General features: G+C 39.7%; 28 protein-coding genes. 17 read left to right on the top strand and 11 right to left on the bottom strand.

The genetic code is table 11. From position 1 onward, the window contains the following. Nucleotides 1-77: 77 nt before the first annotated feature. Nucleotides 78-230 carry a hypothetical protein gene (locus BG04_RS30895; protein ID WP_168797084.1) on the top strand — a complete coding sequence of 51 codons (153 nt, stop codon included), beginning with the start codon at nt 78-80 and terminating at the stop codon, nt 228-230. A 26-nt stretch (nt 231-256) separates the two neighbouring features. Here BG04_RS30895 and BG04_RS04010 read toward each other — a convergent pair whose 3' ends face one another. Beyond that, nucleotides 257-643: a VOC family protein gene (locus BG04_RS04010; protein WP_034649674.1), complete on the bottom strand. Its 387-nt coding sequence runs from the start codon at nt 641-643 to the stop codon at nt 257-259. A gap of 172 nt (nt 644-815) precedes the next feature. Here BG04_RS04010 and BG04_RS04005 point away from each other — a divergent pair, with 172 nt between their 5' ends. Beyond that, nucleotides 816-1,343, top strand: coding sequence for a YcxB family protein (locus tag BG04_RS04005; protein ID WP_034649676.1), 528 nt, complete (start codon nt 816-818; stop codon nt 1,341-1,343). A gap of 62 nt (nt 1,344-1,405) precedes the next feature. Here the strand turns inward: BG04_RS04005 and BG04_RS04000 are convergent, their stop codons facing one another. The 3 genes from BG04_RS04000 to pruA form a co-directional block, all read right to left on the bottom strand. Then, nucleotides 1,406-2,209 (bottom strand): YwqG family protein, encoded by an 804-nt coding sequence (locus BG04_RS04000; RefSeq protein WP_016765137.1) that lies wholly within the window; start codon nt 2,207-2,209, stop codon nt 1,406-1,408. Nucleotides 2,210-2,381: 172 nt separating this feature from the next. Continuing rightward, nucleotides 2,382-3,296, bottom strand: a complete 915-nt coding sequence (locus tag BG04_RS03995; RefSeq protein WP_034649678.1) for a proline dehydrogenase family protein — start codon at nt 3,294-3,296, stop codon at nt 2,382-2,384. Between the two features lie 72 nt (nt 3,297-3,368). Then, nucleotides 3,369-4,937, bottom strand: a complete 1,569-nt coding sequence (gene pruA / locus BG04_RS03990) for an L-glutamate gamma-semialdehyde dehydrogenase (RefSeq protein ID WP_034649680.1) — start codon at nt 4,935-4,937, stop codon at nt 3,369-3,371. A gap of 532 nt (nt 4,938-5,469) precedes the next feature. On the opposite strand from pruA, the gene BG04_RS03985 reads away from it, so the two are divergent. From BG04_RS03985 to BG04_RS29325, 3 genes are all read left to right on the top strand, one after another. Continuing rightward, complete coding sequence (locus tag BG04_RS03985) at nt 5,470-6,864, top strand: amino acid permease (protein ID WP_013084495.1); 1,395 nt, start codon at nt 5,470-5,472, stop codon at nt 6,862-6,864. Between the two features lie 40 nt (nt 6,865-6,904). After that, the gene (locus BG04_RS03980; RefSeq protein ID WP_016765133.1) at nt 6,905-8,293 is read left to right on the top strand and encodes an amino acid permease; all 1,389 of its coding nucleotides are present in this window, start codon (nt 6,905-6,907) and stop codon (nt 8,291-8,293) included. Nucleotides 8,294-8,655: 362 nt separating this feature from the next. After that, nucleotides 8,656-8,769, top strand: coding sequence for a YjcZ family sporulation protein (locus tag BG04_RS29325; RefSeq protein WP_013058504.1), 114 nt, complete (start codon nt 8,656-8,658; stop codon nt 8,767-8,769). A 40-nt stretch (nt 8,770-8,809) separates the two neighbouring features. Here the strand turns inward: BG04_RS29325 and BG04_RS03975 are convergent, their stop codons facing one another. Then, entirely contained in the window at nt 8,810-9,484 is a 675-nt protein-coding gene (locus BG04_RS03975) for a hypothetical protein (RefSeq protein ID WP_034649684.1), read from the bottom strand. A gap of 97 nt (nt 9,485-9,581) precedes the next feature. Here BG04_RS03975 and BG04_RS03970 point away from each other — a divergent pair, with 97 nt between their 5' ends. From BG04_RS03970 to sigH, 4 genes are all read left to right on the top strand, one after another. After that, nucleotides 9,582-10,142 (top strand): histidine phosphatase family protein, encoded by a 561-nt coding sequence (locus BG04_RS03970; RefSeq protein WP_016765131.1) that lies wholly within the window; start codon nt 9,582-9,584, stop codon nt 10,140-10,142. A gap of 326 nt (nt 10,143-10,468) precedes the next feature. Next, nucleotides 10,469-10,669, top strand: coding sequence for a cold-shock protein (locus BG04_RS03965; RefSeq protein WP_013058502.1), 201 nt, complete (start codon nt 10,469-10,471; stop codon nt 10,667-10,669). 77 nt (nt 10,670-10,746) lie between these two features. After that, a complete protein-coding gene (locus BG04_RS29320; protein ID WP_162837669.1) occupies nt 10,747-10,902 on the top strand; it encodes a DUF3934 family protein in 156 nt (51 codons plus the stop codon). A gap of 426 nt (nt 10,903-11,328) precedes the next feature. Continuing rightward, on the top strand, nt 11,329-11,937 hold the full coding sequence (gene sigH, locus BG04_RS03960; RefSeq protein ID WP_153252723.1) for an RNA polymerase sporulation sigma factor SigH: 609 nt from the start codon (nt 11,329-11,331) through the stop codon (nt 11,935-11,937). 21 nt (nt 11,938-11,958) lie between these two features. On the opposite strand, the gene BG04_RS03955 is transcribed toward sigH, so the two are convergent. After that, a complete protein-coding gene (locus tag BG04_RS03955) occupies nt 11,959-12,387 on the bottom strand; it encodes a hypothetical protein (RefSeq protein ID WP_034649688.1) in 429 nt (142 codons plus the stop codon). Nucleotides 12,388-12,640: 253 nt separating this feature from the next. Between BG04_RS03955 and BG04_RS03950 the strand changes: the two genes are divergently transcribed. The 3 genes from BG04_RS03950 (at nt 12,641) to BG04_RS03940 (ending at nt 15,691) form a co-directional block, all read left to right on the top strand. Then, a complete protein-coding gene (locus BG04_RS03950) occupies nt 12,641-13,093 on the top strand; it encodes a MarR family winged helix-turn-helix transcriptional regulator (RefSeq protein WP_034649691.1) in 453 nt (150 codons plus the stop codon). Further along, the gene (locus tag BG04_RS03945) at nt 13,062-14,261 is read left to right on the top strand and encodes an MFS transporter (protein ID WP_034649694.1); all 1,200 of its coding nucleotides are present in this window, start codon (nt 13,062-13,064) and stop codon (nt 14,259-14,261) included. The genes BG04_RS03950 and BG04_RS03945 overlap by 32 nt, the downstream gene beginning before the upstream one ends. Nucleotides 14,262-14,440: 179 nt before the next feature. Continuing rightward, the gene (locus BG04_RS03940) at nt 14,441-15,691 is read left to right on the top strand and encodes a C40 family peptidase (RefSeq protein ID WP_034649697.1); all 1,251 of its coding nucleotides are present in this window, start codon (nt 14,441-14,443) and stop codon (nt 15,689-15,691) included. 38 nt (nt 15,692-15,729) lie between these two features. Here the strand turns inward: BG04_RS03940 and BG04_RS03935 are convergent, their stop codons facing one another. Beyond that, entirely contained in the window at nt 15,730-16,269 is a 540-nt protein-coding gene (locus BG04_RS03935; RefSeq protein ID WP_034649700.1) for a DUF2199 domain-containing protein, read from the bottom strand. A gap of 151 nt (nt 16,270-16,420) precedes the next feature. Between BG04_RS03935 and BG04_RS03930 the strand changes: the two genes are divergently transcribed. The 3 genes from BG04_RS03930 to BG04_RS03920 all read left to right on the top strand — a co-directional run bounded on the left by BG04_RS03930 (nt 16,421) and on the right by BG04_RS03920 (nt 18,486). Further along, complete coding sequence (locus tag BG04_RS03930) at nt 16,421-17,086, top strand: sigma-70 family RNA polymerase sigma factor (protein ID WP_034649701.1); 666 nt, start codon at nt 16,421-16,423, stop codon at nt 17,084-17,086. A gap of 29 nt (nt 17,087-17,115) precedes the next feature. Then, nucleotides 17,116-17,697: an ATP-dependent Clp endopeptidase proteolytic subunit ClpP gene (gene clpP / locus BG04_RS03925; RefSeq protein WP_034649702.1), complete on the top strand. Its 582-nt coding sequence runs from the start codon at nt 17,116-17,118 to the stop codon at nt 17,695-17,697. Nucleotides 17,698-17,841: 144 nt separating this feature from the next. After that, on the top strand, nt 17,842-18,486 hold the full coding sequence (locus tag BG04_RS03920; protein ID WP_016765124.1) for a Bax inhibitor-1/YccA family protein: 645 nt from the start codon (nt 17,842-17,844) through the stop codon (nt 18,484-18,486). A 40-nt stretch (nt 18,487-18,526) separates the two neighbouring features. On the opposite strand, the gene BG04_RS03915 is transcribed toward BG04_RS03920, so the two are convergent. Continuing rightward, the gene (locus BG04_RS03915) at nt 18,527-18,769 is read right to left on the bottom strand and encodes a hypothetical protein (protein ID WP_034649703.1); all 243 of its coding nucleotides are present in this window, start codon (nt 18,767-18,769) and stop codon (nt 18,527-18,529) included. Nucleotides 18,770-18,920: 151 nt separating this feature from the next. On the opposite strand from BG04_RS03915, the gene BG04_RS03910 reads away from it, so the two are divergent. Beyond that, nucleotides 18,921-19,604, top strand: a complete 684-nt coding sequence (locus BG04_RS03910; protein ID WP_211186124.1) for a hypothetical protein — start codon at nt 18,921-18,923, stop codon at nt 19,602-19,604. Between the two features lie 105 nt (nt 19,605-19,709). On the opposite strand, the gene BG04_RS30890 is transcribed toward BG04_RS03910, so the two are convergent. The 3 genes from BG04_RS30890 to BG04_RS03900 all read right to left on the bottom strand — a co-directional run bounded on the left by BG04_RS30890 (nt 19,710) and on the right by BG04_RS03900 (nt 22,412). Further along, entirely contained in the window at nt 19,710-19,871 is a 162-nt protein-coding gene (locus BG04_RS30890; RefSeq protein WP_016765121.1) for a hypothetical protein, read from the bottom strand. 67 nt (nt 19,872-19,938) lie between these two features. After that, on the bottom strand, nt 19,939-21,255 hold the full coding sequence (locus BG04_RS03905) for a CitMHS family transporter (RefSeq protein ID WP_013084478.1): 1,317 nt from the start codon (nt 21,253-21,255) through the stop codon (nt 19,939-19,941). 296 nt (nt 21,256-21,551) lie between these two features. Continuing rightward, nucleotides 21,552-22,412, bottom strand: a complete 861-nt coding sequence (locus tag BG04_RS03900) for a LysR family transcriptional regulator (RefSeq protein WP_025750019.1) — start codon at nt 22,410-22,412, stop codon at nt 21,552-21,554. A gap of 184 nt (nt 22,413-22,596) precedes the next feature. Here BG04_RS03900 and BG04_RS03895 point away from each other — a divergent pair, with 184 nt between their 5' ends. Continuing rightward, nucleotides 22,597-23,724 carry a 2-methylaconitate cis-trans isomerase PrpF family protein gene (locus BG04_RS03895; RefSeq protein ID WP_034649707.1) on the top strand — a complete coding sequence of 376 codons (1,128 nt, stop codon included), beginning with the start codon at nt 22,597-22,599 and terminating at the stop codon, nt 23,722-23,724. Nucleotides 23,725-23,809 lie beyond the last annotated feature (85 nt).

Raw genomic sequence — 23,809 nt, 5'->3', positions numbered from 1 at the left:
CATGATATTTAACACAACATAAAAAAGCTTATATTAGGGCATACTGTGAAAAAACGGTGTGTATTGGAGCTGGTTAGATGAACGACTCATGGATTTATCATCATTTTATTAATACATTTTTATTTCCTTTAACAATGTTTGGCGTGGCATTTTGTGTGCTGGGGATGTTGCTATACATGCTGTGGAAAGAAAAGCAAAAAGAAGGACTAAAAGAAAACAAGAGCTCTTAAATAAGAGCTCTTGTTTTGTCGAACATTCAGTTAGAAAAAGGGAGGTTCACTTTCTCTAAGAACTCCATTCGGTTGCCAAAAGGATCATCCACGTAAATTCTTTCGACACCGGTAATGTTTTTGTCTTCTATAAAAGAAATACCGAAGCTAGCCAGATGATCTTTGAACGCAGGGAGGTTTTTGACATGAAAGCCTGGATGCGCTTTTTTTGCGGGTGAAAAGGCAGGTTCAACACCAATATGCAGCTGATAAGAACCAAATTCAAACCACACGCCGCCGCGCTTTTTTAGACTTTCGGGTTTTTCGACTTCTGTTAATCCAAGAACGGTTCCGAAAAAGTGTCGTGCTTCGCTTTCTGAATTCGGTGGTGCAGCTAGCTGAATATGATCAATATGCGTCAGTGTAAAAGTCATAAACATTCCTCCTTAAATAGTAGAGTACTAGTTAAGTTTACGTGATGTATCACTGTAAATAAATGATAAAAAGTTGATGCTTTTCATAAGAAAAACTTATTATTTTATATACATATAACACCAAATGAAGTATATTTTATTTTGTTGTTATTTAAGAGAATTGGAGATTAATATGGAATATCACTATACGTTAACTAAAGATGATTACGTAGCTTTTAACATGCATCACGCTCAATATTCGGAAAGAGTACAAAAAGTGCTGAGAGTTCAGCGATGGATGTCGCTTATTTTTCTTCTTATTCCTTTGCTTGTTTCGTGGGTTGAAGGAGAATTTTTACTTAGCATGTTCGTAGCGTTTGCACTGCTTGCGGTGCTGTGGTTTCTATTTTATCCGAAGTACTTTTACGGAAGTATTAAAAAGAACATTGTAAAGGTAATAAATGAAGGAGATAACAGCAGTCTGACGGGTAAGCATACTATGATGGTTACGGAAGATGGCTTGGTAGAGAAAAGCTCAAAAGGAGAAGTGAAGACTCCTTGGTCAAGCATCACTCAAATTAGAGAAACCGATGAACATATCTTTATTCTTGTTAGCGCAATGAGCGGATACGTTATTCCTACAAGCACATTTGCAGATGCAAAAGTGCTACAGCAGTTTAAAGAAACGCTGAATGCTGCAAGAGACGAAAAAACAGGCTGAGTAGTAAATAATAATAATGTGGAAAAACGCCCTCCTAGATACTTTTCTAAGAGGGCGTTTTGTTAACAGCAGTCCCAGTTGTATAAAACATCTCTAAAGTTACGGTTGCGAAGGTCTTTTTCTTTAATAAAGAAATTGGCCACACCCGCATCACCAAACATAATATCGGCTTCGTCGTCCATGGCGAATTGAAGAAGCAGAACATCGTATGCTCGCAGCGCTTCATCGTAGTCTCGAGGATCGCTTTGAGTGAAAAAAGCGTATCCGCCCATTTTATGATACTCGCCCGTAAGCTCATCCCAGTAGATTTCTTCAGTTTCTTCATCTTCAAATAAATCTGATTCTATATCATTATATCGATAGTCAGTGGGGGAAACGGGTTCGATTTTTATTTCAAACTGTAAGCCTACTTCTTGAGGAATAGGGAACATATCCCGGTCAATGTCTTCAAGATACGTAAAATCGGTTGTTAGCTTTTTTTTATCTGTGGTTACGTCTTCATAAAAAACGACGCGAAAGTCTTTTTGAGCCGTAGGATGGTCAAAATCAAGACCGTACATATCGCCCGTGCTTTCGTTATTAGCTCCGCAAATGAAAAATTGAAGCATGCCTTGAATGGGCATATTTTCATAGGAAGGTACTTCAGAAAAATTGATTTGTGCCATCAGGAGCATCGGCTTACCTTGAGAATCAAGAGGATGATTTGCTTCTAGAGGAAGGTAAGGGTTGCCTCCAAACTTGCTTTCATATAATTTTGGACTGTTCATAACCGTATTGATGTGGATGTAAGGCTTACATGTTTTTTCGATTTCTTTTCGGTAAGGTTCTAGCTTAGGAGGCAGTTCTAATTTTGATAGAGGATTCATATGTACTCTCCTTTTTGTTTGAAATAAAAAGAACGTTTGTTCGTATTTTTATTTTACCTTAATACATACTGAAAGGGAAGAGAAATCGTATAAAAAATCCCTTTGCAGAAGCATCTACAAAGGGCACAAAGAAATGATAGCGTTTTCATTAAGAAACTTACTAAATGCCTGCTTATTTAGAAAAGAATCCTTTTAAAGCAAATGCGACGTTTTGCGGTCTTTCCGCTAAGCGGCGCATAAAGTAGCCAAACCAGTCGTTGCCAAATGGAACGTATACGCGCATTGTATAGCCTTCTTTTGCAAGGCTAAGCTGCATGTCTGTGCGGAATCCGTACAGCATTTGAAATTCAAACTGCGTGCGCGGGATGTTGTTTTTGTGAGCGAACTCTTTTACTTTTGCAATAATATTGTGGTCGTGAGATGCAATAGCCGTGTATGTTCCGCTGAGCAAATGTTCTTCAATAATTCGCATATAGTTTTCGTCAATTTGGGCTTTGTCTTGAAACGCCACGGTTGGTGATTCTTGATACGCGCCTTTTACCAATCGAAGAGGAATGCCTTTTAGCTCTTTTACGTCTTGTTCAGCGCGGAACAGGTAAGCTTGAATAACCGTTCCAACATTATCAAACGTCTTGCGAAGCTCTCGTAAAATATCCAGCGTCATTTGACAGTGAGCGTAGTCTTCCATGTCGATTCGGACGAAGTTATCGTATTTTTTCGCTGTTTCAAGAATGCGGCGCATGTTCTCAACGCAAAAACTGCGGTCAATATCTAAACCGAGCTGCGTCATTTTGACAGATAAGTTGCACGTTACACCGGCTTGCCCCATAGCTTCCAGCGTTCTGACATTATATTGAGTCGCTTCGATAGCCTCTTCTTTGCTTGAAACAAATTCCCCTAAATGATCAAGCGTACAAACAAGTCCTTTTTCATTCAGTTCCCGTACTTTTTTGATCGCATGTTCAATCGTGTCACCAGCTACCACTTGAGCTGCACCAAAGCGAAGACCCCATTTTTTCGCCGCTTTGTTTAGCGCTTTATTTTGGGAAGCGTGAAGAAACACATTTTTAGATACCTCTGCTAACATAAATATCTCCCCCTATAGAAAAAATCCCTTGTTGTTTTAAGATAGAGCAGCCTAAGGCTGCTCTACTGAGTATTAAAGCGTCGTGCTTGTTGTTTTTGCTTGCAGGTGCAGAATCAAGTAATCAGGACCGCCAGCTTTTGAATCTGTTCCTGACATGTTAAATCCGCCAAACGGCTGGTACCCAACGATGGCACCTGTACAACCGCGGTTGAAGTAAAGGTTTCCGACGTGGAACTCTTCTTTTGCCCGTTCGATGTGCTCAGGCGTATTTGAAAGAAGGGCACCTGTTAAACCGTAGTCTGTATTATTAGCAATTTCCATCATATGATCGAAGTCGCGCGCTTTGCAGAATGCTACGACTGGGCCGAAGATTTCTTCTTGCATTAAACGTGCTTTTTCATCTACATCTGCAATAATCGTAGGCTGAATGAAGTAGCCTTTTGAATCATCTGCTTCTCCGCCCGTCATTAAACGGCCTTCTTCTTTACCGATTTCAATGTACTTTGTAATTTTGTTGAAAGAAGCCTGGTCAATAACAGGTCCCATATACGTGTTCACATCTTCAGGACTTCCCATTGTTAATGTTTTTGTCAGCTCAACTGCTTTTTCAAGAACGATATCGTATACGTCTTGGTGAACAACTGCACGAGAGCCTGCTGAACACTTTTGTCCAGAGAAGCCAAATGCTGAATACACAATAGAAGAAGCAGCTAAATCTAAATCAGCATCTTTATCTACAACGACCGTATCTTTACCGCCCATTTCAGCAATAACGCGTTTTAGCCAGATTTGACCAGGCTGTACTTTTGCCGCGCGTTCATAGATGCGGCAGCCTACTTCACGCGAACCTGTAAATGAAACGAAGCGTGTTTTTGGGTGATCTACTAAATAGTCGCCAATTTCGCTTCCGCTTCCCGGCACGTAGTTCAGTACGCCGTCTGGAAGGCCAGCTTCTTTCATTACTTCTACAAATTTTGCTGCGATAACCGGTGTGTTGTTAGCAGGTTTTAATAGAACCGTATTTCCTGCTACGATTGCTGCTGCTGCTGTTCCAGCCATGATTGCTAACGGGAAGTTAAAAGGTGAAATAATAACGCCGACACCAAGCGGAATGTAGTTAAATTTATTTTCTTCACCGTCGCGGCTCTCCACAGGCGCACCGTCTTTTAGCTGCACCATTTGGCGAGCGTAGTATTCAAGGAAGTCAATTGCTTCTGCTGTATCAGCATCTGCTTCTTTCCACGGTTTTCCGGCTTCTTTCACAAGGTAAGCTGAAAATTCATGCTTGCGGCGGCGAATAATGTCCGCTGCGCGGAAAAGAATATCTGCTCGTGCTTCCGGCGCTTCTTTTTTCCACGTATTAAAGGTAGAAAGTGCTGCTTGCATTGCTTTTTCAGCCAAGTCTTGATCTGCTTTTGACACGCGGCCGATAACTTCTGTTTTATTTGCTGGGTTAATGGACTGAATTTGATCTTCTGTTGTAATTAATTCTCCGCCAATTACAAGAGGATAGTTCTTGCCAAGCTCTGATTGTACAAGTTCTAATGCAGATTCAAATGCATCTTTGTTTTGTGCAATCGTAAAGTCTGTAAAAGGCTCGTGTTTGTATTGTTTGATTTCGTTGATATTCATTGTGTTCATTTTTATTACCCCTTTTTTAGAAAATTTGCAACATAATTAATATTCCAACACCCTATACCTGTATTATAATCACCTTATTATCGTTTTGTACATAGTTTTTTAACAAAAATGTTCAAAAAAATTTAAAAATAAACACTTTTGTTTAAATGTACAATGAATCTATGGTTTTTATAGTGATTTTGAACAAAACGAAAAGAAAGGGTTGTCGGTAAAGTATAAGAAAAGATGTTTTGAAGTAAAGAATTACGATAGGGGAAAGAGTTTATCGGTAGTAAATTAAAATGATCTTCCTTTCAAAAAAACAATAGACAAAGTTGTTCAATATAAATTATCATATAATTCGAAAAGTAATTTTTGTCGAATGAAGCTATCTTTTTCGTCAAGTGAAGGCTTCATTTGAATGTACAGATAGAAGGAGGGTAGAAAAACAGCAGTTATTTGTCCATATTGTTGTAAGGGCTTACATATTTAACGCGCGATGCGAAGAACGTGTAATTCTTTAAATGACGGTTCCTATAAGGAGGATTTTAACATGAGTCATCAACCGCCTGAGTTAAAAAAAGAATTAAAAATTCGACACATAACCATGATTTCTTTAGGAGGAATCATTGGTGCCGGTTTGTTCATTGGAAGTGGATCGCTCATTAACGCAGCGGGTCCTGGTTCCATTTTTTCGTACGCGTTTGCCGGTTTGCTGGTGATTTTAGTTATGCGAATGCTGGGGGAAATGTCTACGGCTAATCCTTCAAGCGGCTCGTTCGCCACATATGCCAGAGAAGCGCTTGGGCCGTGGGCCGGCTACACAATCGGCTGGCTGTACTGGTTTTTCTGGGTAATTGTTATTGCAGTTGAAGCGATTGCGGGTTCAACGATTATTCAATATTGGTTTCCGTCTTTACCGTCTTGGGGCGTGAGCCTGATCCTGACGTTTTTACTAACGTTAACGAACTTATACTCTGTTAAATCATTTGGTGAATTTGAATACTGGTTTTCGCTTATTAAAGTAGTTAGTTTAGTGCTGTTTTTACTTTTAGGAGGAGCGATCATCCTCGGTTTAATACCGGGAGTAGAGTCTCCGGGAGCATCAAATCTTCTTCATAGAGGAGGATTTCTTCCAAATGGAATCAGCTCCGTCTTTTTAGGAGTGGCGATTGTCATGTTTTCTTTTATGGGGACAGAAATTGTCGCAACAGCCGCTGGAGAATCGGCTCAGCCTGAGCGAGCGATCACCATCGCAACAAATACCGTTATTTATCGTATTTTAATTTTTTATCTTGGGTCCATTTTAATCTTAGTGACTATTCTTCCGTGGGATTCTTCAAGCTTGATGAAAAGTCCGTTTGTTTCGATATTAGAGCTGGTAAACGTTCCGGCAGCGGCTCAAATTATGAACTTTATCGTACTGACTGCTGTTTTGTCTTGCTTAAATTCAGGTCTATACACGAGTTCTCGTATGCTTTACTCAATGGCGCAAAAAGGAGACGCGCCGCGCATGTTTTTGAAAGTGAATAAAAAAGGCATTCCGTTTAATGCCATTGTAGGATGTACCGTGATTTCTTACATCAGCGTTGGTTTTAACTATCTTTCACCTGATAAAATCTTTTTATTTTTAGTAAACGCATCGGGAGGCGTAGCGCTTCTTGTGTACCTTGTTATTGCTTTTTCACAGCTTCGCATGAGAAAGAAATACGAAAAAGAAAAGCCGGAAGCATTAAAAATCAGAATGTGGCTGTTTCCTTATTTAACGTATGGAACGATTGCGGCGATCACAAGTATCTTTATTGCGATGGCATTTATTGATTCCCTTCGCACTCAGTTTTATCTCACGCTGCTGATTGCTGTATTTGTGGTATGTTCGTACTTCTTTACGAAAAAGAAAAAAGATGATAGTTCCCTATCAGGACAGGGGAATAAAAGAATTTCTTAATAGAAGAGAAAATCATCACGAGGGGCTAGGGGGAAGTAAATTGGCAAACAAAGAGTTAAAACGAGGGCTTGAATCTCGTCATATCCAAATGATTGCTCTTGGAGGAACGATTGGGGTAGGGTTATTCATGGGTTCAGCAAGCACCATTAAATGGACGGGGCCATCCGTCCTGCTTGCGTATGCTATTTGCGGCGTTTTTATTTTCTTTATTATGCGTGCAATGGGGGAAATGCTTTACTTAGAGCCAAGTACGGGTTCATTTGCGACATTCGGTCATAAATATATTCATCCGTTAGCTGGTTATATCACGGCTTGGAGCAACTGGTTTCAATGGGTGATTGTGGGCATGGCAGAGATTATTGCAGTCGGAGCTTATATGCAGTACTGGTTCCCGCATTTACCGGCGTGGGTTCCGGGAATTGTCGCCATGGTCATTCTTGGTGGGGCCAATTTAATTTCGGTGAAATCGTTTGGAGAGTTTGAATTTTGGTTTGCAATGATTAAAATTGTTACGATTGTTCTCATGATTATTGCCGGTCTTGGCCTTATTTTCTTCGGTCTTGGAAACGGCGGCGAAGCGCTTGGCCTGTCGAATTTGTGGGCAAACGGCGGTTTCTTTACAGGCGGATGGTCAGGCTTTTTCTTTGCCTTGTCGCTTGTTATTGCTGCTTATCAAGGAGTAGAGCTTATTGGAATTACAGCAGGAGAAGCAAAAGATCCTAAAAAAACGTTAACAAGTGCAATTCAAAGCTTAATTTGGCGTATTTTAATTTTTTATATCGGCGCCATCTTTGTGATTGTAACGGTGTATCCGTGGAACGAGCTGGATTCACTCGGCAGTCCGTTTGTTTCTACGTTTGCTAAAGTAGGAATTACAGCAGCGGCGGGCATTATTAACTTTGTTGTCATCACAGCGGCAATGTCTGGGTGCAACAGCGGAATTTTCAGTGCGGGACGTATGCTTTACACGCTAGGTGTAAACGGTCAGGCTCCGGCCTTTTTTACAAAGGTTTCTCGAAACGGTGTGCCTATTTATAGTACCGTTGCGGTGATGATCGGCTTAGCGGCGGGCGTTGTCTTAAATTATATTGCACCGCCAAACGTTTTCGTGTACGTGTACAGTGCGAGCGTGCTTCCAGGGATGATTCCGTGGTTTGTAATTCTTATCAGTCAAATTCGTTTTCGAAAAGCAAAAGGAGCGGCGATGGACCAACATCCGTTTAAAATGCCTTTTGCTCCTGTGACGAACTACGTAACCATCGCGTTTTTACTTATGGTGCTTGTAGGCATGTGGTTTAATGATGAAACGCGCATATCGCTGATTGTAGGCATTATCTTTTTAGCTATTGTTGTGCTGAGCTACTATGTATTAGGTATCGGTAAGCGTACGGAAGTACGGTCTTCCGAAAGACGTAAGCTAGTGAAATAAATGATTTTGTAAGAGAGGCTGAAAAGCATTTTAGTTTAAGAAGAAGATCCGAACGATGAATGTAACGCGTTCGGATTTTTTATTGGAATGGTGAACGTAGGTTTCAGCTCATGCATCTTATTTGTTCGTCTTTAGATTGGATTGATTTAATCTCTTTTGAACAGAGGAGAAGAAGCGAAGTCAGCGCTTTTCTTAGGCCGTTTTCTTCTTTTATTGATGAGGTGCATGGCAAGAAGGAAAAAGAAAAAAAGAAAAAACCAGAGTCAAAAGGGCGTGTTCAGGCATAAGATAATCCAACTCAAGCGAAATGCAAGCTGCATTTTTCTTGAGGAAAGAGTAACTAAAGAAAAGGAAGTGTTCGTATGTCTGGAAACGCTGGATATGGTCATGGATCTGGTTTTGCTTTATTAGTTGTATTATTTATTTTATTAGTGATCATCGGCTGCAGCTGCTACGGCGGAGGCTTTGGCTGGTAATTCACTCATTTAAAAAGCCCTATAAGGGCTTTTTCTATGCTTATAAATAACGCTTTTTCCCGTTTTGATAAATGTTTACATGAAAACCGTTTACTTCACTCATAAAGACTTTAGAAGGGAAATCTGCTGCTTTGACAGATGAAGTGATTTCGACAGTTTGATACGTCTTTGGTTCCAACGTAACAGTATGAAGCCTAGGCTTATTCATCATAAGTAAAAAAGGGGAATCTTCTTTAAAATAGGAGCGTTCATCCAGTGCTACTTCAAACGTAATAGGTTTTGAGCTGTGATTTTCAAATGAAAGGTCACAGGTGCCCGTTAATACGGTTTCTTTTTTATTTCTCTTGTATGTACAATTGCTGTTTTCCACATCGTAAGAAACGGCATACATACCTGGTAATACGGTCTTTTGCATCGCTTCAACCATATGACCAGGACCTGATATGACAATAAATGCAGCTAACATCGTTAGTTTTAAACGATGACGATTTAAACTTTTGTAAAGGGCAAAAAGACCAAGTAAAAGTATGATTCCCCACGCATTGCTAGCATATTGAATTCCCGTCCTTGTTTCTTCATCTCCATAGAGGGGAAGACCTAAAAAAGAAAAGATAGAATGACTGAGCGGCGTTGAGTTAGGAAAAGGGATGTTTAAAATAAAAACAGCTAGTAAAAAGGTGAGTCCTTTTATTAAAAGTGATCGTTCATGAATCATGTGGTTCCTCCTTAGCTATAAATCACGTATCATTATATACTATTATTATCTTATTTTGTAATTAATGGCTATTTTTCTGTGCGTGGAGGGAAGATGAATGAAAACTTTGTTATTAGTTAGGCATTGTGAAGCAGAAGGGCAAGAAGCAAAAGCATCATTGACGGAACAAGGCATACAGCAGGCCCAGCAGTTAATAGGTTATTTGAACAAGCTGAGTTATCCCATTGATAAAATTATTTCAAGTCCGTACAAACGAGCCGTTCAAACAATTGAACCTTATGCAAAAGATACTGGTCTCCCTCTTCATATAGATACAAGGCTAGAAGAAAGGCGTTTAAGCGGACAGCCTCTTTTCAACTGGATAGAAGTATTGAAAAGAACTTTTGATGACATAGACTTCAAGGTAGACGGAGGAGAATCGACGAAAGAAGCCACGGTACGTGCTTTAGAGCTGTTTAAAGAAGTAATGAATGAAAAACAGAAAACGACTCTGTTTGTTACGCACGGCAATATGATGACGTTAATCCTCAGATATTTTGATCCGAAGTTTGGGTTTAATGAATGGTCGCGTTTAACAAATCCAGATATATATCAAATCGATCTCGAAAAGAAGAACGTTTCCATCACAAGGCTTTGGAATGAGCAGAAAACAAATTGATGAAATAAAAGATTTTTTGTGCATTTGTGCAGACGATAAGTTTAGCTCAATATAAAAACCTTCTGCCGCATCACAATCCAGAAATGTTGGTAGCCTCAAAGCTGCCCCGTAGGCTTTTAACAGATACATAATAGGATGAAGCCTGTCTTAGAACAGAAACTTGCTATTTCTAAATTGATATGTTACACTAAGGTTAATTATTTTTGTTCGGTATGAAATTGAAAGAAGAGAAATATTCTTCAATAGAAATTTTTATCTGGAAATAGTACGATTGAGCAAGGGTAGTAATATATGCGTGGAGAAATTCCACCACTGGAGGAAATAGTATGACTGAAGGTACAGTAAAATGGTTTAATGCAGAAAAAGGTTTCGGTTTCATCGAAATTGAAGGCGGAGAAGATGTATTCGTACATTTCAGCGCAATTCAAGGCGACGGATTCAAATCTTTAGACGAAGGTCAAAAAGTGACTTTCGACATCGAGCAAGGTCAACGCGGTGCACAAGCTGCTAACGTTGTAAAAGCATAATTTTATGCAATCCAAAAAAGACTCCGACTTTGGACGGGGTCTTTTTTTATTGTAACAAACACGCAGGTAACGGAGGAATACGTATGAGTAAAGCAAAAGGTAAAGGCGGCACGGGGCGAGGCACCGGTAAAAAAGGGTGGAACCGCTGGCAGGCGAGTGCAAAAAAGAAGAAAAATGCAAAGCCTTATAAAAGCAAGGGAACAAAAAATGCTGATAAGCCGGAAGGCAACTAATCCTATATGCGCAGTATCATCTGCAACTTCGACTTACTCTGCTTGAGTAAGTTTATTTCATATGGAATTATTTTTTTATTGCTTTTTTGACAGATTGCTGTCACTATATGAAATAATAAAGTGATTTGTGTGAATTTTCTATAAAAATTGATTTTTTTTGCAAACACTTTCATATTTCGACAACCTTTTTGATTTTTATCAGTTATACTTCTTTATAATAGATTATAGAAAGATGCAGGGGAGCATAAAGTGAGAGAGGAAAGCGACAGTTTACCTGTACGCTTTTTACGTTTCTGGACCGTATTGCAGTAGCGTCGTAACAAGTAGATCATGCATCAGTTTAGAACACATCAAAACTCAACTAAGTGTAACGGGGGGATATGAGTGAGCGTAGGCATCGTAATTGAAAAAGTTCAAAATTATGCTATGTTAGAAGATCATGTTTTGGTTGAAATGGTTCACAGCGGAGATGAAAAATCATTGGAGTATTTAATCAACAAGTATCAAAATCTTGTGAGGGGTAAAGCAAGAAAATACTTTTTGATTGGTGCTGAAAAAGAAGATATTGTTCAAGAAGGAATGATTGGACTGTACAAAGCAATTCGCGACTTTAATGAAGATAAGCTAACATCTTTTAAAGGGTTTGCGGAGTTATGTATCACAAGACAAATCATTACGGCAATTAAAACGGCTACTCGTCAAAAGCACGGTCCGTTAAATTCGTACATTTCATTGGACAAGCCTCTGTATGATGAAGAATCAAATTATACGCTGATGGATATGATTCCTGGCGATCAAATTGCTAATCCGGAAGCGGTGCTGATTCATCAAGAAAAAGTGGAAGACCGCGAGTTGAAAATTGCGGAAACACTTAGTGAATTGGAAAGAAAAGCATTGACGCTGTATATGGACGGCCATTCATACGCTGAAATTTCGAAAGAATTAAATACACACGTCAAGTCAATTGACAACGCGCTGCAGCGTATCAAAAGAAAGTTAGGTCGAGACGTAGAAAGCAGACAAGCTATTTCATAATAGGCAAAAAACAGCCGAGCCTCAAAGGGGTTTCGGCTCTTTTTCACGGTCTTTTAAAATGTCTTGAATAATTTCAATATGAACAGAAGCCCACGATTGTTCACGAAAATGAAGAAACACGCTTGGAATGAGCATAAAAACGTACAGCACCACAAAAATAATCCAAAGCCAGCTGCCGTCTTTAAATAAAAATTGCTGCAGCCGCTGCGAAAATAAAAAAAAGAGCCAAGGCAAAGCAGAAACAAGGATGGGAATGACGCCGGAGCCGTTTTTTTCTTTGGTCATTCGGTAATACACTTTTCGCAAAGTAGCGCTTTCGAGCGTAAGGTAAAGCTGCCGGATTTCTTCCATTTCCGCTAATTCATCAATTTCTTCTGCGTTTTGGTTTTGATGAGCTGCTTTTTTCAGTTTAAGGTAGACTTTATGAGCATCGCCGCGCAGTGAAAACATATACCAGCCTCCCGCATATTGTTTCGTCTTCTTTAACAGAGTTTGCAGGTGCATGTAAATATATACAAAAAGTTTCGTGATACAAAAGAATAAGAAAACAGAAGTGAAAGCGTAAATCATTAGTAGAAAGTAAGAGAAAACAGCTGATTTTCGCCCTTTTTAGCCACCTTTACACATCAAGCAGCAGCACATATACTAATAAAAGAACAATTAGTTACCTAGGTAAATAAAATGAAAGGTGAGGTGGGGAAAAGTGAATAACTTGGTGTTTCATGAGCTTCATCAAAAGTCGAGATTGTCTATTAAAGAAGTAAATGAAGTGTTAAAAGCGTACGGGCTATACAGCTCACAGTATTCAATTTTATTTTGTTTAAAGCGATTCGGCTCGATGACGCAAACGGAGATTTGGCAGTATTTAAATGTCGAAGCGCCAACGGTTACCCGCACGTTAACAAGGCTTGAAAAAAGCGGATGGATCGTTCGAAAAGCAGGCAGTGATAAACGAGAGCGCATCGTTTATTTATCTCCTCAAGCGAAGAAAAAGCTTCCGGAAATTCAGCAAGAAATTGAACGTTTAGAAGAAAATTTGCTGATTGCTTTATCCGACAGCGAACAAGATCAGCTTATCTCGTTATTAAAGAAAATTTGTAAATCTACAGAAAAGGGTGAAATGAATGACAAACCAGCAGGAGCCAATCTGGACTAAAAGCTTTATCAGCATTGCGATTACCAACTTTTTTATTTTTGTCGTGTTTTATGCATTGCTAACGCTGTTGCCGATTTATGTATTAGACGCCTTAGAAGGCACGAGTACGCAGGCAGGGCTTGTTGTTACCATCTTTTTATTATCTGCGATTATTGTTAGACCATTTTCAGGGAAAGTCATTGAAAACATTGGAAAGAAAAAAACGCTTGTATTTAGTACCCTCATTTTTGCGCTTTCTTCCTTCTTATATATGTTCATCCACGATTTTAACGTGCTTTTATTACTGCGCTTCTTTCAAGGGATTTCATTCAGCTTAGCAACAACTGTCACCGGAGCGATTGCAGCGGATTTAGTTCCCGCTAAACGACGAGGAGAAGGGCTTGGCTACTTCGGAATGTCAATGAACTTAGCCGTTGTTGCAGGGCCGTTTTTAGCACTAACGCTTCATCAATACATGGCATACAATATTATTTTCCTTGTATTTGGCGTGATTATGCTCGTTGGCTGGCTGTGCGGAATGATGGTCAAAAATCTTCAAGAAAACGCTGCTCCGTCAGTGAAGAAATCATTTTCACTGAGCGATTTGTTTGAAAAGAAATCCATGCCGATTTCATCTGTAGGTATTCTCGTTTCTTTTTCGTATGCAAGCATTATTTCTTTTATTTCTGTGTACGCACAGTCGCTTGGATTGATTAAAACAGCAAGCTTTTTCTTTGTCGTATTCGCAGCTGCGATGCTGATCTCACGACCGTTTACAGGAAGATTATTTGATAAATCTGGCCCAAACATTGTGATTATTCCATCGTGTATTGTCTTTGCGATTGGTCTATTTAGTTTAAGCCTTACACATTCTTCTTGGATGCTGCTGTTTTCAGGTGCGTTAGTAGGTCTAGGCTACGGAACGCTGCTTCCTAGCTTCCAAACGCTTGCGATTCAAGCGGCGCCTGCTCACCGAAGCGCATATGCAACTGCTACATTCTTTACGTTTTATGATAGCGGTATTGCGGTTGGTTCATTTGTATTAGGAATTGCAGCAGGTGCTTTAGGATATTCAAAACTGTACTTTGCACTTGGTATTTTTGTTCTTTTGATTACACTTTACTACAAGTGGATTGCAAATTTACGTCAAAAACAAAAAGCAGCAAATATCCAGGTGGGCATGAAATAAAAAAGCTCGGCGTAATGTGCGCCGAGTTTTTTTCTGGATTTTTTACAGGACTTTGGAAGGGAAGCATATTTAAGTCAAAAGGTACTAGCCAATTCCTATCCATCTGCACCATACTTTAACAGAGGAACGATTTACATATAAAACTTCTTGGATGAAATAAAAAACAAAGGAGAACAAACATGAAAGTAATGAAACCTCTTATGGTCACAGCGTTAGGGCTTAGTCTTGCCACTTTTTATGAAGGCGCTTTTCCTGCAGAAAAAGCTGTGCAAGTACAGGCTGCTACAGATGAAAACGTGATTGCTGATAAAGCAAAAACGTATGAAGGAGCCGATTATACATCCGGAGGCGAAACGCTAAGCGAAGGGTTTGACAGCTCTGGCTTTGTTCAATATGTGTTTAAGCAAGCGCTTGATACAACGCTTCCTCGCTCCCTGAAAGAACAATCAGAGCTTGGAACAGATGTTGACAAAAGTGAGCTGCAGGCAGGCGATGTATTGTTTTTTGACACCAATGAAAACGGTGAAGTGAACGTAGCCGCTATTTATATCGGAGGCGATGAGATGATTTATGCATCTTCTTCAGACGAAAAAGTCGTGGTGAAAAACATTTCAAGCAGCGCCTATTGGTCATCACATTTTGCCAAAGCAAAGCGAATTACAGGAGCACCGGAAATTGCAAAAGATAATGAAGTTATTGCAGAAGCGCTAAAACATCTCGGCACACCATATGTATTTGGAGGCGAGTCGCCAACGGACGGTTTTGATTGTTCCGCATTTGTTGCATATGTATTTCAACACGCATCGGACGTCTACCTTCCGAGATCAACCGATCAGCAGTGGCAAGTTGGAGAAGAAGTTGCTCGCGCAGATTTAAAGGCAGGAGACGTTATCTTTTTTAAAGACACGTATCGTGAAGGGATTTCACACGTCGGTATCTACGCAGGCGGCAATCAGTTTATTCATGCCAAGCGCAGCGAAAATGTGACGATGGATTACCTGACAAGCAGCTACTGGACGTCTAAGTACGCAGGAGCAAGGCGCTACGATGACTTATCGCTATCAAAAGACAACCCATTTGTGACCGAATCTCTTAAATATGTAGGAGAAGTACCTTATGCACAAGGTGGGACAAGTCCTTCTACAGGCTTTGATACGGCTGGTTTTGTTCAATACATTTATAAAGAAGCAGCTGGAAAAGACATTCCGCGCTATGCGAGTCAGCAGTGGAATGCAGGAGAAACCATTTCACAATCTGACTTGAAGCCGGGAGATCTCGTCTTTTTTGAAGGAAGTTCACTTATTCCATCTATTTATATTGGAAATGACTATGTCGTTCACGTGTCCACATCTGAGGGCGTGAAAATTACAAACTATAAAGTAGACAGCTACTGGGCGCCTAAATACTACGGAGCAAAGCGCATGCCATAAAGGTAAAAACCAAGACAGTCTGGGGCTGTCTTGGTTTTTTAATAGGTAGTCAATTGTTTTTGTATGTCTTTGATTCGCTCTAGCGTTATCCCTTCCCGCTGCTCGACGGCTAAAGGGTGATCGGTTGGCTCTAACTCGATGAGCGGTCTTGTTCCAACAGATCTTGTATGCACATTTGTTTTTAAATTTAACGTTTCGGGATAGCCTGGAATTGAAACTGAAAACCAGCCGAAATAAGGCGGTTCCTTTTCTTTTTTGTCACTTTCCCATACATCTATCATTCGGCGGAAATTTTCTTCGCTTAAAGAAACCCATATGTTCCAAGTGAAAAATTCTTCTTCATTAAAAACAGGAATTTCAACACAGCCTCTTACGAAAAAATGTTCTTGATTCATGATACAAATCTCTGAATATAGTTCAAAGTCGTTTTGTCTTTCATCGTCTGACGCGTCATAATAGTAAAAAGGAGCTTCACTTGTATAGCTCATAGGCAAAGCAGGCTGAGGGTGTTCACAGGTTAAGTCTTTATAGTGAAGTTTGTTCGTTTTCTTCTTGCCGTATAGTTTTCTTCTTCGCATATTATTTTACACTCCTCAGATAAAAGTATCTTCTTATAATACAAAAAAATAGCTGCTTAAGCGTATAATGTGTAAAAAAGTTTGATTCCCCGTATCTTTTGAACTTCCTTTAATCGTTTAGTAAATAGAGAGTGCAAAAGGAGTGAAAATCATGTCACATTCAAAAAAAATCGAAACACAAACAAAAAGCTTTGACGATGCATGCTGGAACGAGCATTACCCAAAATTGCAGCAGTACTGCCGCTTTTTAGCGCAAAATGCGTGGGACGGAGACGATATTGCCCAAGAAACGTTTTTAAAAGCTCAGCGATATAAAGGTGAAGAGCACAAGCTGTCTTCCGCGCTGTTAAATAAAATTGCGTATCACCACTGGATTGATCTGCTGAGAAAACGAAAGCGTGAAGTAATAGCCGCAGAAGAAGGTTTGGACCAACAAGACGGCAAGCGGGCGTTTGATATGAAAGGACACTCGGTCGAGCTACTCCTTAGTCAGTTTACGCCAAAGCAAGCAGTTATCTTTTTCTTAAAAGAAGGCTTTGGCTATCAGCTAAAAGAAATAGCGTTGATTTTACAAACGTCAGAAACAGCGGTAAAAAGCAATTTACATCGTGCTAAGCAGCGGTTAGAAAAAGACGGTGAGCCGTTTTCTACAGATTCTTTTTGGGATGAAAAAGAGCGTAATGAGCTGTCAGAACTGTTTTATAAAACGTTAGAAGCGCAGGACCCAGCACTTTTGATTCATGCTTTGCCTTCCTTAAAAAGCGTCATTCAAAAACCAACGTATACTCCGAAGTGCACTCTCTGCATGGCTGCATAGCCATATTACGTGTGATAAGGAGGATATATATGAGTACGATTCCATATGTAATTGAACAAAGCAACCGCGGTGAACGTTCGTATGATATTTATTCGAGGCTGTTAAAAGACCGAATTATTTTAATTGGTGATGAAATCAATGATCATATTGCCAACAGCGTGGTTGCGCAGCTGCTGTTTCTTGCGACAGATGATCCTAAAAAAGATATTTCACTTTATATTAACAGCCCCGGAGGTTCCACTTCAGCAGGGTTTGCGATTTATGATACGATGCAGTATATCGAGCCGGATGTTCAAACGATTTGCACGGGCATGGCCGCTTCTTTTGGCGCATTGCTTCTCCTAGCAGGAGCAAAAGGAAAGCGCTATGCACTTCCAAATAGTGAAGTTATGATTCATCAGCCGCTAGGAGGGGCTAGAGGGCAGGCGACTGAAATTGAAATTAGCGCTCGGCGAATTTTAAAATTGAAGCAGCATATTAATGAAATCATATCAACACGAACGGGACAGCCGGTTGAAAAAGTGGCAAACGATACGGAACGAGATTATTTTATGAGTGCTGAAGAAGCAAAGACTTACGGAATTATTGACGGTATTCTGTTGCCAAAATAAAGAGACACCAAGGAAGCATAGACGGCAGCGTCTATGCTTTCTTTCTATAGAAATAAGAAAAAAGACCTTAGTATTATCTTTATTTTTCTTAAAAAGGTAGGTATTATATAAAATATAACAGATTTCAGAAAGAAGGTTTTACACATGCAAGAAGTGATTGGAGTAGAGCAGCGGTCTCTGTTTCAAAAAGTATTAGTAACATTTATTTTTTCGTTATTTATTTCAACAGTTGGCTTATACGTAGGTCAATATGTGCCGCCGGCTTATTTTATTCCGTTAGCGATTGCTGAACTTGTGATGCTGGTTGCAGCATTTATGTTACGAAAGAAAAAAAGCGTAGGATACGGTTTTACATATGCGTTTTCATTTATATCAGGCATCACGCTGTTTCCGATTGTTAGCTACTATGCATCAGTAGCGGGGGCGCAAGTTGTGCTTTATGCGTTTGGAAGCACGTTCGTTATTTTTACTGTGATGGGTGTGATTGGGGCAAAAACGAAAAAAGATTTAGGGTTTTTAGGCAGCTTTTTATTAGTAGCGCTGTTAGCACTAGTCTGTATCAGCATTTTCTCGCTGTTTAGTCCCTTAACAACGCCTGGACTCATGGCATTCTCAGTGATTGGTACCATCGTTTTTTCACTTTACGTGCTGTATGATTTTAATAAAATGAAGCACGGTGAAATCACGGAAGAGCTTGTTCCACTGCTGGCACTATCTCTTTATTTAGATTTTATTAATCTATTCATCAACTTGCTTCGCTTTTTCGGTATTTTAGGAAGCGATGATTAATAAGAAAAACCTGTTCTCACAACAGGTTTTTTTCTTTTATTTATTCTCCGCCATCCCCATCTCCATCCTCGCTAACGTCATCCTCTGTTTTTTCATAGTTTGGTCCGGTAGCGTAAGGTTCTTTAAAAAACTTTTCAAGCCACATGGAACTTGTAGCGCCCGCGCCGTTTTTAGCGTGAATAAATTCCCTGATTGTATATATTTCAACAACTTGCTTTCGATATTTCTGAAATAAAAATGCGCTGGCAACAACGCCAATGCTGATGATTATATACATATTCATGAAATCCTCCTTATAAAAGGGTTAGTGTTATGTATGCCAGATAAGAAAAGGATATGCGAACCTAAAAGAAGTTCGTTTAGTGGTGCGAGCCTTTGAAAAAATGGTAGTATAGAGCAGGTACATAGAGAACGTAAATTTTTTGGAAGGATGCATGTTAGTGGTGAATTTTAAAGAGTTTTTTACTATTTCTTCGTATGAAGTAATGGAGCATATGAGTCGAAAAGAAAACGGAAAGAATATAGATGAATATGAAGTGATGTTGTATAACGAAAACGTCAGTCAAACAGAAAATGTGATGATTAAGTTTAAAAAGGTGAGCGATGAAATAGCAGTGGAAAAGGTCCAAACGCTCTCTTACTTTGATCAACAGAGTCCCAAACATCCCTGTAAGGTTTGCGGCAGTGAAGTGATGGTAAAAGAGAACAATAGCGAAGAACCAGAAGTTTACGTACATGATTGTTCATTTAACGGTGAGGAAATAGAGGATTGCTTAAGGGAACTAGTACAAAATGAACTTTTACAGGATAGATTTACTCAAGAAGAATTCGACCGGAACTATGGAGTTAACTACCGTGATGACGCTAACCAGCAATATAGCTTTTACGATGCCCAGCAAAGAGATACTTTTTACACCATCTTTAATGATAGTGTTTATCACACCTCTTACGCAGGACCACAAGAGCTCCGCTGCAAGTTTTGCGGGATGGATGAAGAGCTGCTCGTTGTAGACGGAGCTTTCTATCAAAAATGCGCTGTGCTAACTCCACATACAAATCAAATTATTGATATGATTGAAGCAAGGAAACAAAACGAACCAGACGTAACAAAACGTTGAGGAGAGAAAAGGGACCGAAATCTCAGAAGAACATAAAAAAGAAGCTTCCTTTTGAGCGAAAGGAAGCTTATCAAGTTTGTACCTATAGGGTTGAGTGGTGCATAATTAAATAGCTACCGGAATAACCGATGAATCATTAAAATAAACAACTTCTGAAAGAATGGTGCAGCCTTTCAGGTTTTTGAGCTGGGAAAGGGCTTCTTCTTTGCTATCAAACTCGTACATTCTCATTTCACCTTTTCTTACATAACACGTAATTACATACATTTTAGAAGTACCTCCACCTATCATTTATCAATTTATTAATAAAGAGCCATAACGGCTTTTATTCCTATTAAAATAGCGTAAGTGCCCCTGTGACAATAGCAAGGACAATTAGAACAAGAGATGTTAAAATGGCCCATTTAAATGCAAAGCGCTGATGTTCACCAAGATCAACACCTACCATACCTACAAGTAAGAAAGTAGACGCAACGAGTGGACTTAACAGATGAACAGGTTGTCCGAGCACTGAAGCTCGCGCAATTTCCATCGGATCAATTCCGTAAGAAGCAGCTGTTTCAGCGAATATTGGTAAAACACCGAAGTAATAAGCGTCGTTACTCATCACGAATGTAAACGGCATGCTTGTTAAAGCAACGATTGTCGGTAAAAACGAACCGAGTGAATCAGGAACTAAATGAATTAACAGGCTTGCCATTTCGTCAACCATTTTAGTGCCGGATAGTATTCCTGTAAAAATACCGGCTGCAAAAACAAGGGCTGCAACAGTTAGTGCGTTGCCTGCATGAGCCATTAAACGTTCTTTTTGATCCTCAAGTTTTGGATAGTTAATCATAAGAGCAAGCGCAAAACCAATCATAAATAAAACAGAAACAGACCAAATGCCAGAAACCAATACGACCATGAGTGCAATGGTTAAAGCTAAGTTAATCCAGATTTTTTTAGGCTGTGTAATATCTTCTTGAGAAGTTAAAGATGCGTCTTCAGCAAACGCAAGCGAGCTTTTTAATTCAAACTGCTCGATGTCAATAGCACCAAGTCGTCTGCGCTCTTTTTTTCCAAGAATATAGCCTGTAAAGACAACCCACAAAGCTCCGCCAATTAACGTTGGAAGAAGTGGAATAAAGAACTCAGATGCATCGAGGTGAAGGGCGACAATCGCACGAGTAGCCGGGCCTCCCCAAGGCGTCATGCTGCTCATAATACTAAGAGAAAGCATCGCAACTGTCGTTAACACTAACGGACTCATATTCAGGCGTTTATAAAGTGGAAGAAGAGCAGAAACCGTAATCATATAAGTGGTTGTACCGTCTCCGTCTAGTGCAACTAAAAGCGATAGAAGAGCCGTTCCGATGACGATTTTAAGCGGATCGCCTTTTACGATTTTTAACAGCTGCTTAATTAATGGATCAAACAGTCCGGCATCAATCATAACCCCGAAATATAAGATGGCGAACAGCAGCATCGCAGCTGACGGAGCTACTTGTTTTAACCCTTCTAGCATCATGTCTCCGACGCCTTTGCCAAAACCTCCAATCACCGCAAAAAGAAGTGGAATGACCATTAAAGCTACGATAGGAGACATCCTTTTTGACATAATGAGATACGTAAAGACAATAATCATTGTAAAACCTAGTAGTGCTAGCATTCAAACAACCTCCTTTATTTTCCCTCTTTTCTCTGAAAGCGTTTTCTTTTAGAGTAAAAAAACGTGAATAACATTTCTCATCCCCATGTATGAGTCGTAGTTTGATTATTAAGAATTTTTAAAGCCGCTCTTTACTCCCGCTGATGTTTCTTGTTTTCATGTTAGTACATTTTTAAAAATAAAGGAAATATAGGTTTTTTTAGAAAGTTCATAAAAAATTTTTATAATGGTAGTCTAGAAAAAAGCTTGGTCTAAAAGAGAGATTTTTCCAAGACGCAAACTTTTTAACTTTGGCTTTATTTTTCACTTAGCTTTAAAAAGTCAATAAACGCTTTCACGACCGATAGATTCAAGTAAGAAGGATCATACATGAGCCACGTGTTTCGAAGCAAAGGTGATTCATCTCGGTACGAAAGTCCGTATGTATATAAGTTGTCGCTGGAGTGAAGGCAAATTTCAGGTAAAATGGCAAAGCCTAAATCATTTTTGACCATTTCTTTGGCCGTTTCTTGCCGGTCAACTTCCATTGCCACAAACGGAGGCTCTGAAAACTTGTCATGCCACCAGTCTTGAATGAGATCTTTTAGTGACGTATCGGTTTTATAGTTAATATAAGGCAGGTTCGGCAAATCATCGATCGCAATTTCTTTTTTCGAAATTAAGCAGAGCCGTTCTTTCGTCAGCAGTGATTTTTCTCCGTTCCACGGGTAATTGCCTCGTAAAATACCAACGTGCACACGCGAAGAGTCTAATAGATTCATAACTTGCGTACTCCAGCCCGTATTGACGCTGAACTGTACATTTGGGTAGTGAAGAGAGAACTGCTTTAAAATTTTAGGAAGCTTATGCTGTGCAAAGTTACTCGATACTCCTAAGCGAAGCGTTCCCGTAACGGTTTCGCTCATATTACGCATGCTGTCTTTTGTTTCCTGCAGCTGCTTCCACATATTTTCCGCATAGCGAACAAGATGCTCACCTTCAGATGTAAACTCAATTCCTTTTTTCGTTTTGAAAAAAAGCGACACGCCAAATTCTTCTTCAAGATTTTTAAGGCGGTAGCTTAAAGAAGGCTGCGATACGTAGAGCCTTTCAGCCGTTCGCGTAATGTTCTTTTCTTCGTGAAGCGTTTTAATTAATATCCAATCTTTTTGATCCATCCCGATTCCCCCTTGTATTTAGATTATAAAAAAATTTTTAAAAAGACAATAAATTTTATGTATTTTACTTATGACCACCTCTATTATACGATAAATGGCAAATGAACCGGTTCTAAATAGTAAAAAAATAAAATGGTTTGATGAACGCCTCGGCGTTTGTTAGTAGGGGAGAAAGGTGATTAATATGACGCGCATTCCTGTAACGGTTATGAGAGGTGGAACAAGTAAAGGGGTTTTTATCAATCATGAAGAAATGCCTGTGAACAAATCCGATTGGGAACCGTTTTTGCTAGATATAATGGGAAGTCCGGACCAACGTCAAATTGATGGACTAGGCGGAGCTAATTCGCTGACAAGTAAAATCGCGATTATAAAAAAATCAGATTTAAAAGAAGCTGACGTAGATTACACGTTTGCGCAGGTTAGCATCAGCGAATCTCTCGTTGATTTTAAAGGAAACTGCGGCAATATCTCTTCAGCGGTCGGACCTTATGCAATCGAACAAGGACTTGTACAAGCTGTGGAACCGGTGACTAAAGTGCGGATCTATAATACAAATACCAAAAAAGTAATCGTAGCGGAAGTAGAAGTAGAAAACGGGAAAGTGAAAACAGAAGGATCCTGTATGATTCCTGGAGTGCCAGGCACGGGTTCACCCATTTATCTTTCGTTTGAAAACGGAGAAGGAGCCGTTACTGGAAAACTGCTTCCAACCGGGAACGCTATCGATCTTCTGCAAACATCCATCGGGACGATAAAAGCATCAATTGTTGATGTAGGAAATCCGCTTGTATTTGTTAAAGCAGCGGATATTGGCTTAAAGGGAGCAGAACTTCCGCATGAATACACGGACAAACAGCTGAAGCTATTTGAAGAAATTCGCTCCATTGCAGCGGAAAAAGCGGGGCTTGCACCTCAAGACAAAGCAACTAAACTATCACCAGCGGTTCCAAAAATGACGATTATTTCTCCTCCTATGGACCATCGCGACGGGACTGGCAGAGAAAAAGCTGCTTCTCAAATGGACGTATTAATCCGCATGATGTCGATGCAAAAACCGCATCAAACGCTTGCGATTACAGGAGCAATTTGTACAACGGCGGCTATCTATACAAAAGGCACGCTTCCGTCAGAAATGGTTCAATTAAAAGGTAATACCGTTCGACTTGCTCATCCAATGGGAATTATGGAAACCAGTGTGGATCTAAAAGATGGACAGGTTAACGGAATCAAAGTAGTGCGTACAGCCCGTCTTATTTTTGAAGGATTTGTTTATACAAAGCATACGTATGATGTATGTTTATCAAGTTAATAACGTTCTCTAAAAAAAGCTCTTTCTAGGAAACTAGGAAGAGCTTTTTTATGTTAGAATATTTTTACTGAATATCGAAAAAGTG

The sequence above is a fragment of the Priestia megaterium NBRC 15308 = ATCC 14581 genome (assembly GCF_000832985.1).
GTDB lineage: Bacteria > Bacillota > Bacilli > Bacillales > Bacillaceae_H > Priestia > Priestia megaterium.
Note: the sequence above shows the minus strand (reverse complement) of the source record. Positions and strands in the feature narration are given on the sequence as shown.

Coding starts and splice junctions, on each gene's coding strand:
- BG04_RS30895 (WP_168797084.1), top strand. CDS start 78: ATGAACGACTCATGGATTTATCATCATTTTATTAATACATTTTTATTT.
- BG04_RS04010 (WP_034649674.1), bottom strand. CDS start 643: ATGACTTTTACACTGACGCATATTGATCATATTCAGCTAGCTGCACCA.
- BG04_RS04005 (WP_034649676.1), top strand. CDS start 816: ATGGAATATCACTATACGTTAACTAAAGATGATTACGTAGCTTTTAAC.
- BG04_RS04000 (WP_016765137.1), bottom strand. CDS start 2,209: ATGAATCCTCTATCAAAATTAGAACTGCCTCCTAAGCTAGAACCTTAC.
- BG04_RS03995 (WP_034649678.1), bottom strand. CDS start 3,296: ATGTTAGCAGAGGTATCTAAAAATGTGTTTCTTCACGCTTCCCAAAAT.
- pruA (WP_034649680.1), bottom strand. CDS start 4,937: ATGAACACAATGAATATCAACGAAATCAAACAATACAAACACGAGCCT.
- BG04_RS03985 (WP_013084495.1), top strand. CDS start 5,470: ATGAGTCATCAACCGCCTGAGTTAAAAAAAGAATTAAAAATTCGACAC.
- BG04_RS29325 (WP_013058504.1), top strand. CDS start 8,656: ATGTCTGGAAACGCTGGATATGGTCATGGATCTGGTTTTGCTTTATTA.
- BG04_RS03975 (WP_034649684.1), bottom strand. CDS start 9,484: ATGATTCATGAACGATCACTTTTAATAAAAGGACTCACCTTTTTACTA.
- BG04_RS03970 (WP_016765131.1), top strand. CDS start 9,582: ATGAAAACTTTGTTATTAGTTAGGCATTGTGAAGCAGAAGGGCAAGAA.
- BG04_RS03965 (WP_013058502.1), top strand. CDS start 10,469: ATGACTGAAGGTACAGTAAAATGGTTTAATGCAGAAAAAGGTTTCGGT.
- sigH (WP_153252723.1), top strand. CDS start 11,329: ATGTTAGAAGATCATGTTTTGGTTGAAATGGTTCACAGCGGAGATGAA.
- BG04_RS03955 (WP_034649688.1), bottom strand. CDS start 12,387: ATGTTTTCACTGCGCGGCGATGCTCATAAAGTCTACCTTAAACTGAAA.
- BG04_RS03945 (WP_034649694.1), top strand. CDS start 13,062: ATGACAAACCAGCAGGAGCCAATCTGGACTAAAAGCTTTATCAGCATT.
- BG04_RS03940 (WP_034649697.1), top strand. CDS start 14,441: ATGAAAGTAATGAAACCTCTTATGGTCACAGCGTTAGGGCTTAGTCTT.
- BG04_RS03935 (WP_034649700.1), bottom strand. CDS start 16,269: ATGCGAAGAAGAAAACTATACGGCAAGAAGAAAACGAACAAACTTCAC.
- BG04_RS03930 (WP_034649701.1), top strand. CDS start 16,421: ATGTCACATTCAAAAAAAATCGAAACACAAACAAAAAGCTTTGACGAT.
- clpP (WP_034649702.1), top strand. CDS start 17,116: ATGAGTACGATTCCATATGTAATTGAACAAAGCAACCGCGGTGAACGT.
- BG04_RS03920 (WP_016765124.1), top strand. CDS start 17,842: ATGCAAGAAGTGATTGGAGTAGAGCAGCGGTCTCTGTTTCAAAAAGTA.
- BG04_RS03915 (WP_034649703.1), bottom strand. CDS start 18,769: ATGAATATGTATATAATCATCAGCATTGGCGTTGTTGCCAGCGCATTT.
- BG04_RS03910 (WP_211186124.1), top strand. CDS start 18,921: ATGTTAGTGGTGAATTTTAAAGAGTTTTTTACTATTTCTTCGTATGAA.
- BG04_RS30890 (WP_016765121.1), bottom strand. CDS start 19,871: ATGTATGTAATTACGTGTTATGTAAGAAAAGGTGAAATGAGAATGTAC.
- BG04_RS03905 (WP_013084478.1), bottom strand. CDS start 21,255: ATGCTAGCACTACTAGGTTTTACAATGATTATTGTCTTTACGTATCTC.
- BG04_RS03900 (WP_025750019.1), bottom strand. CDS start 22,412: ATGGATCAAAAAGATTGGATATTAATTAAAACGCTTCACGAAGAAAAG.
- BG04_RS03895 (WP_034649707.1), top strand. CDS start 22,597: ATGACGCGCATTCCTGTAACGGTTATGAGAGGTGGAACAAGTAAAGGG.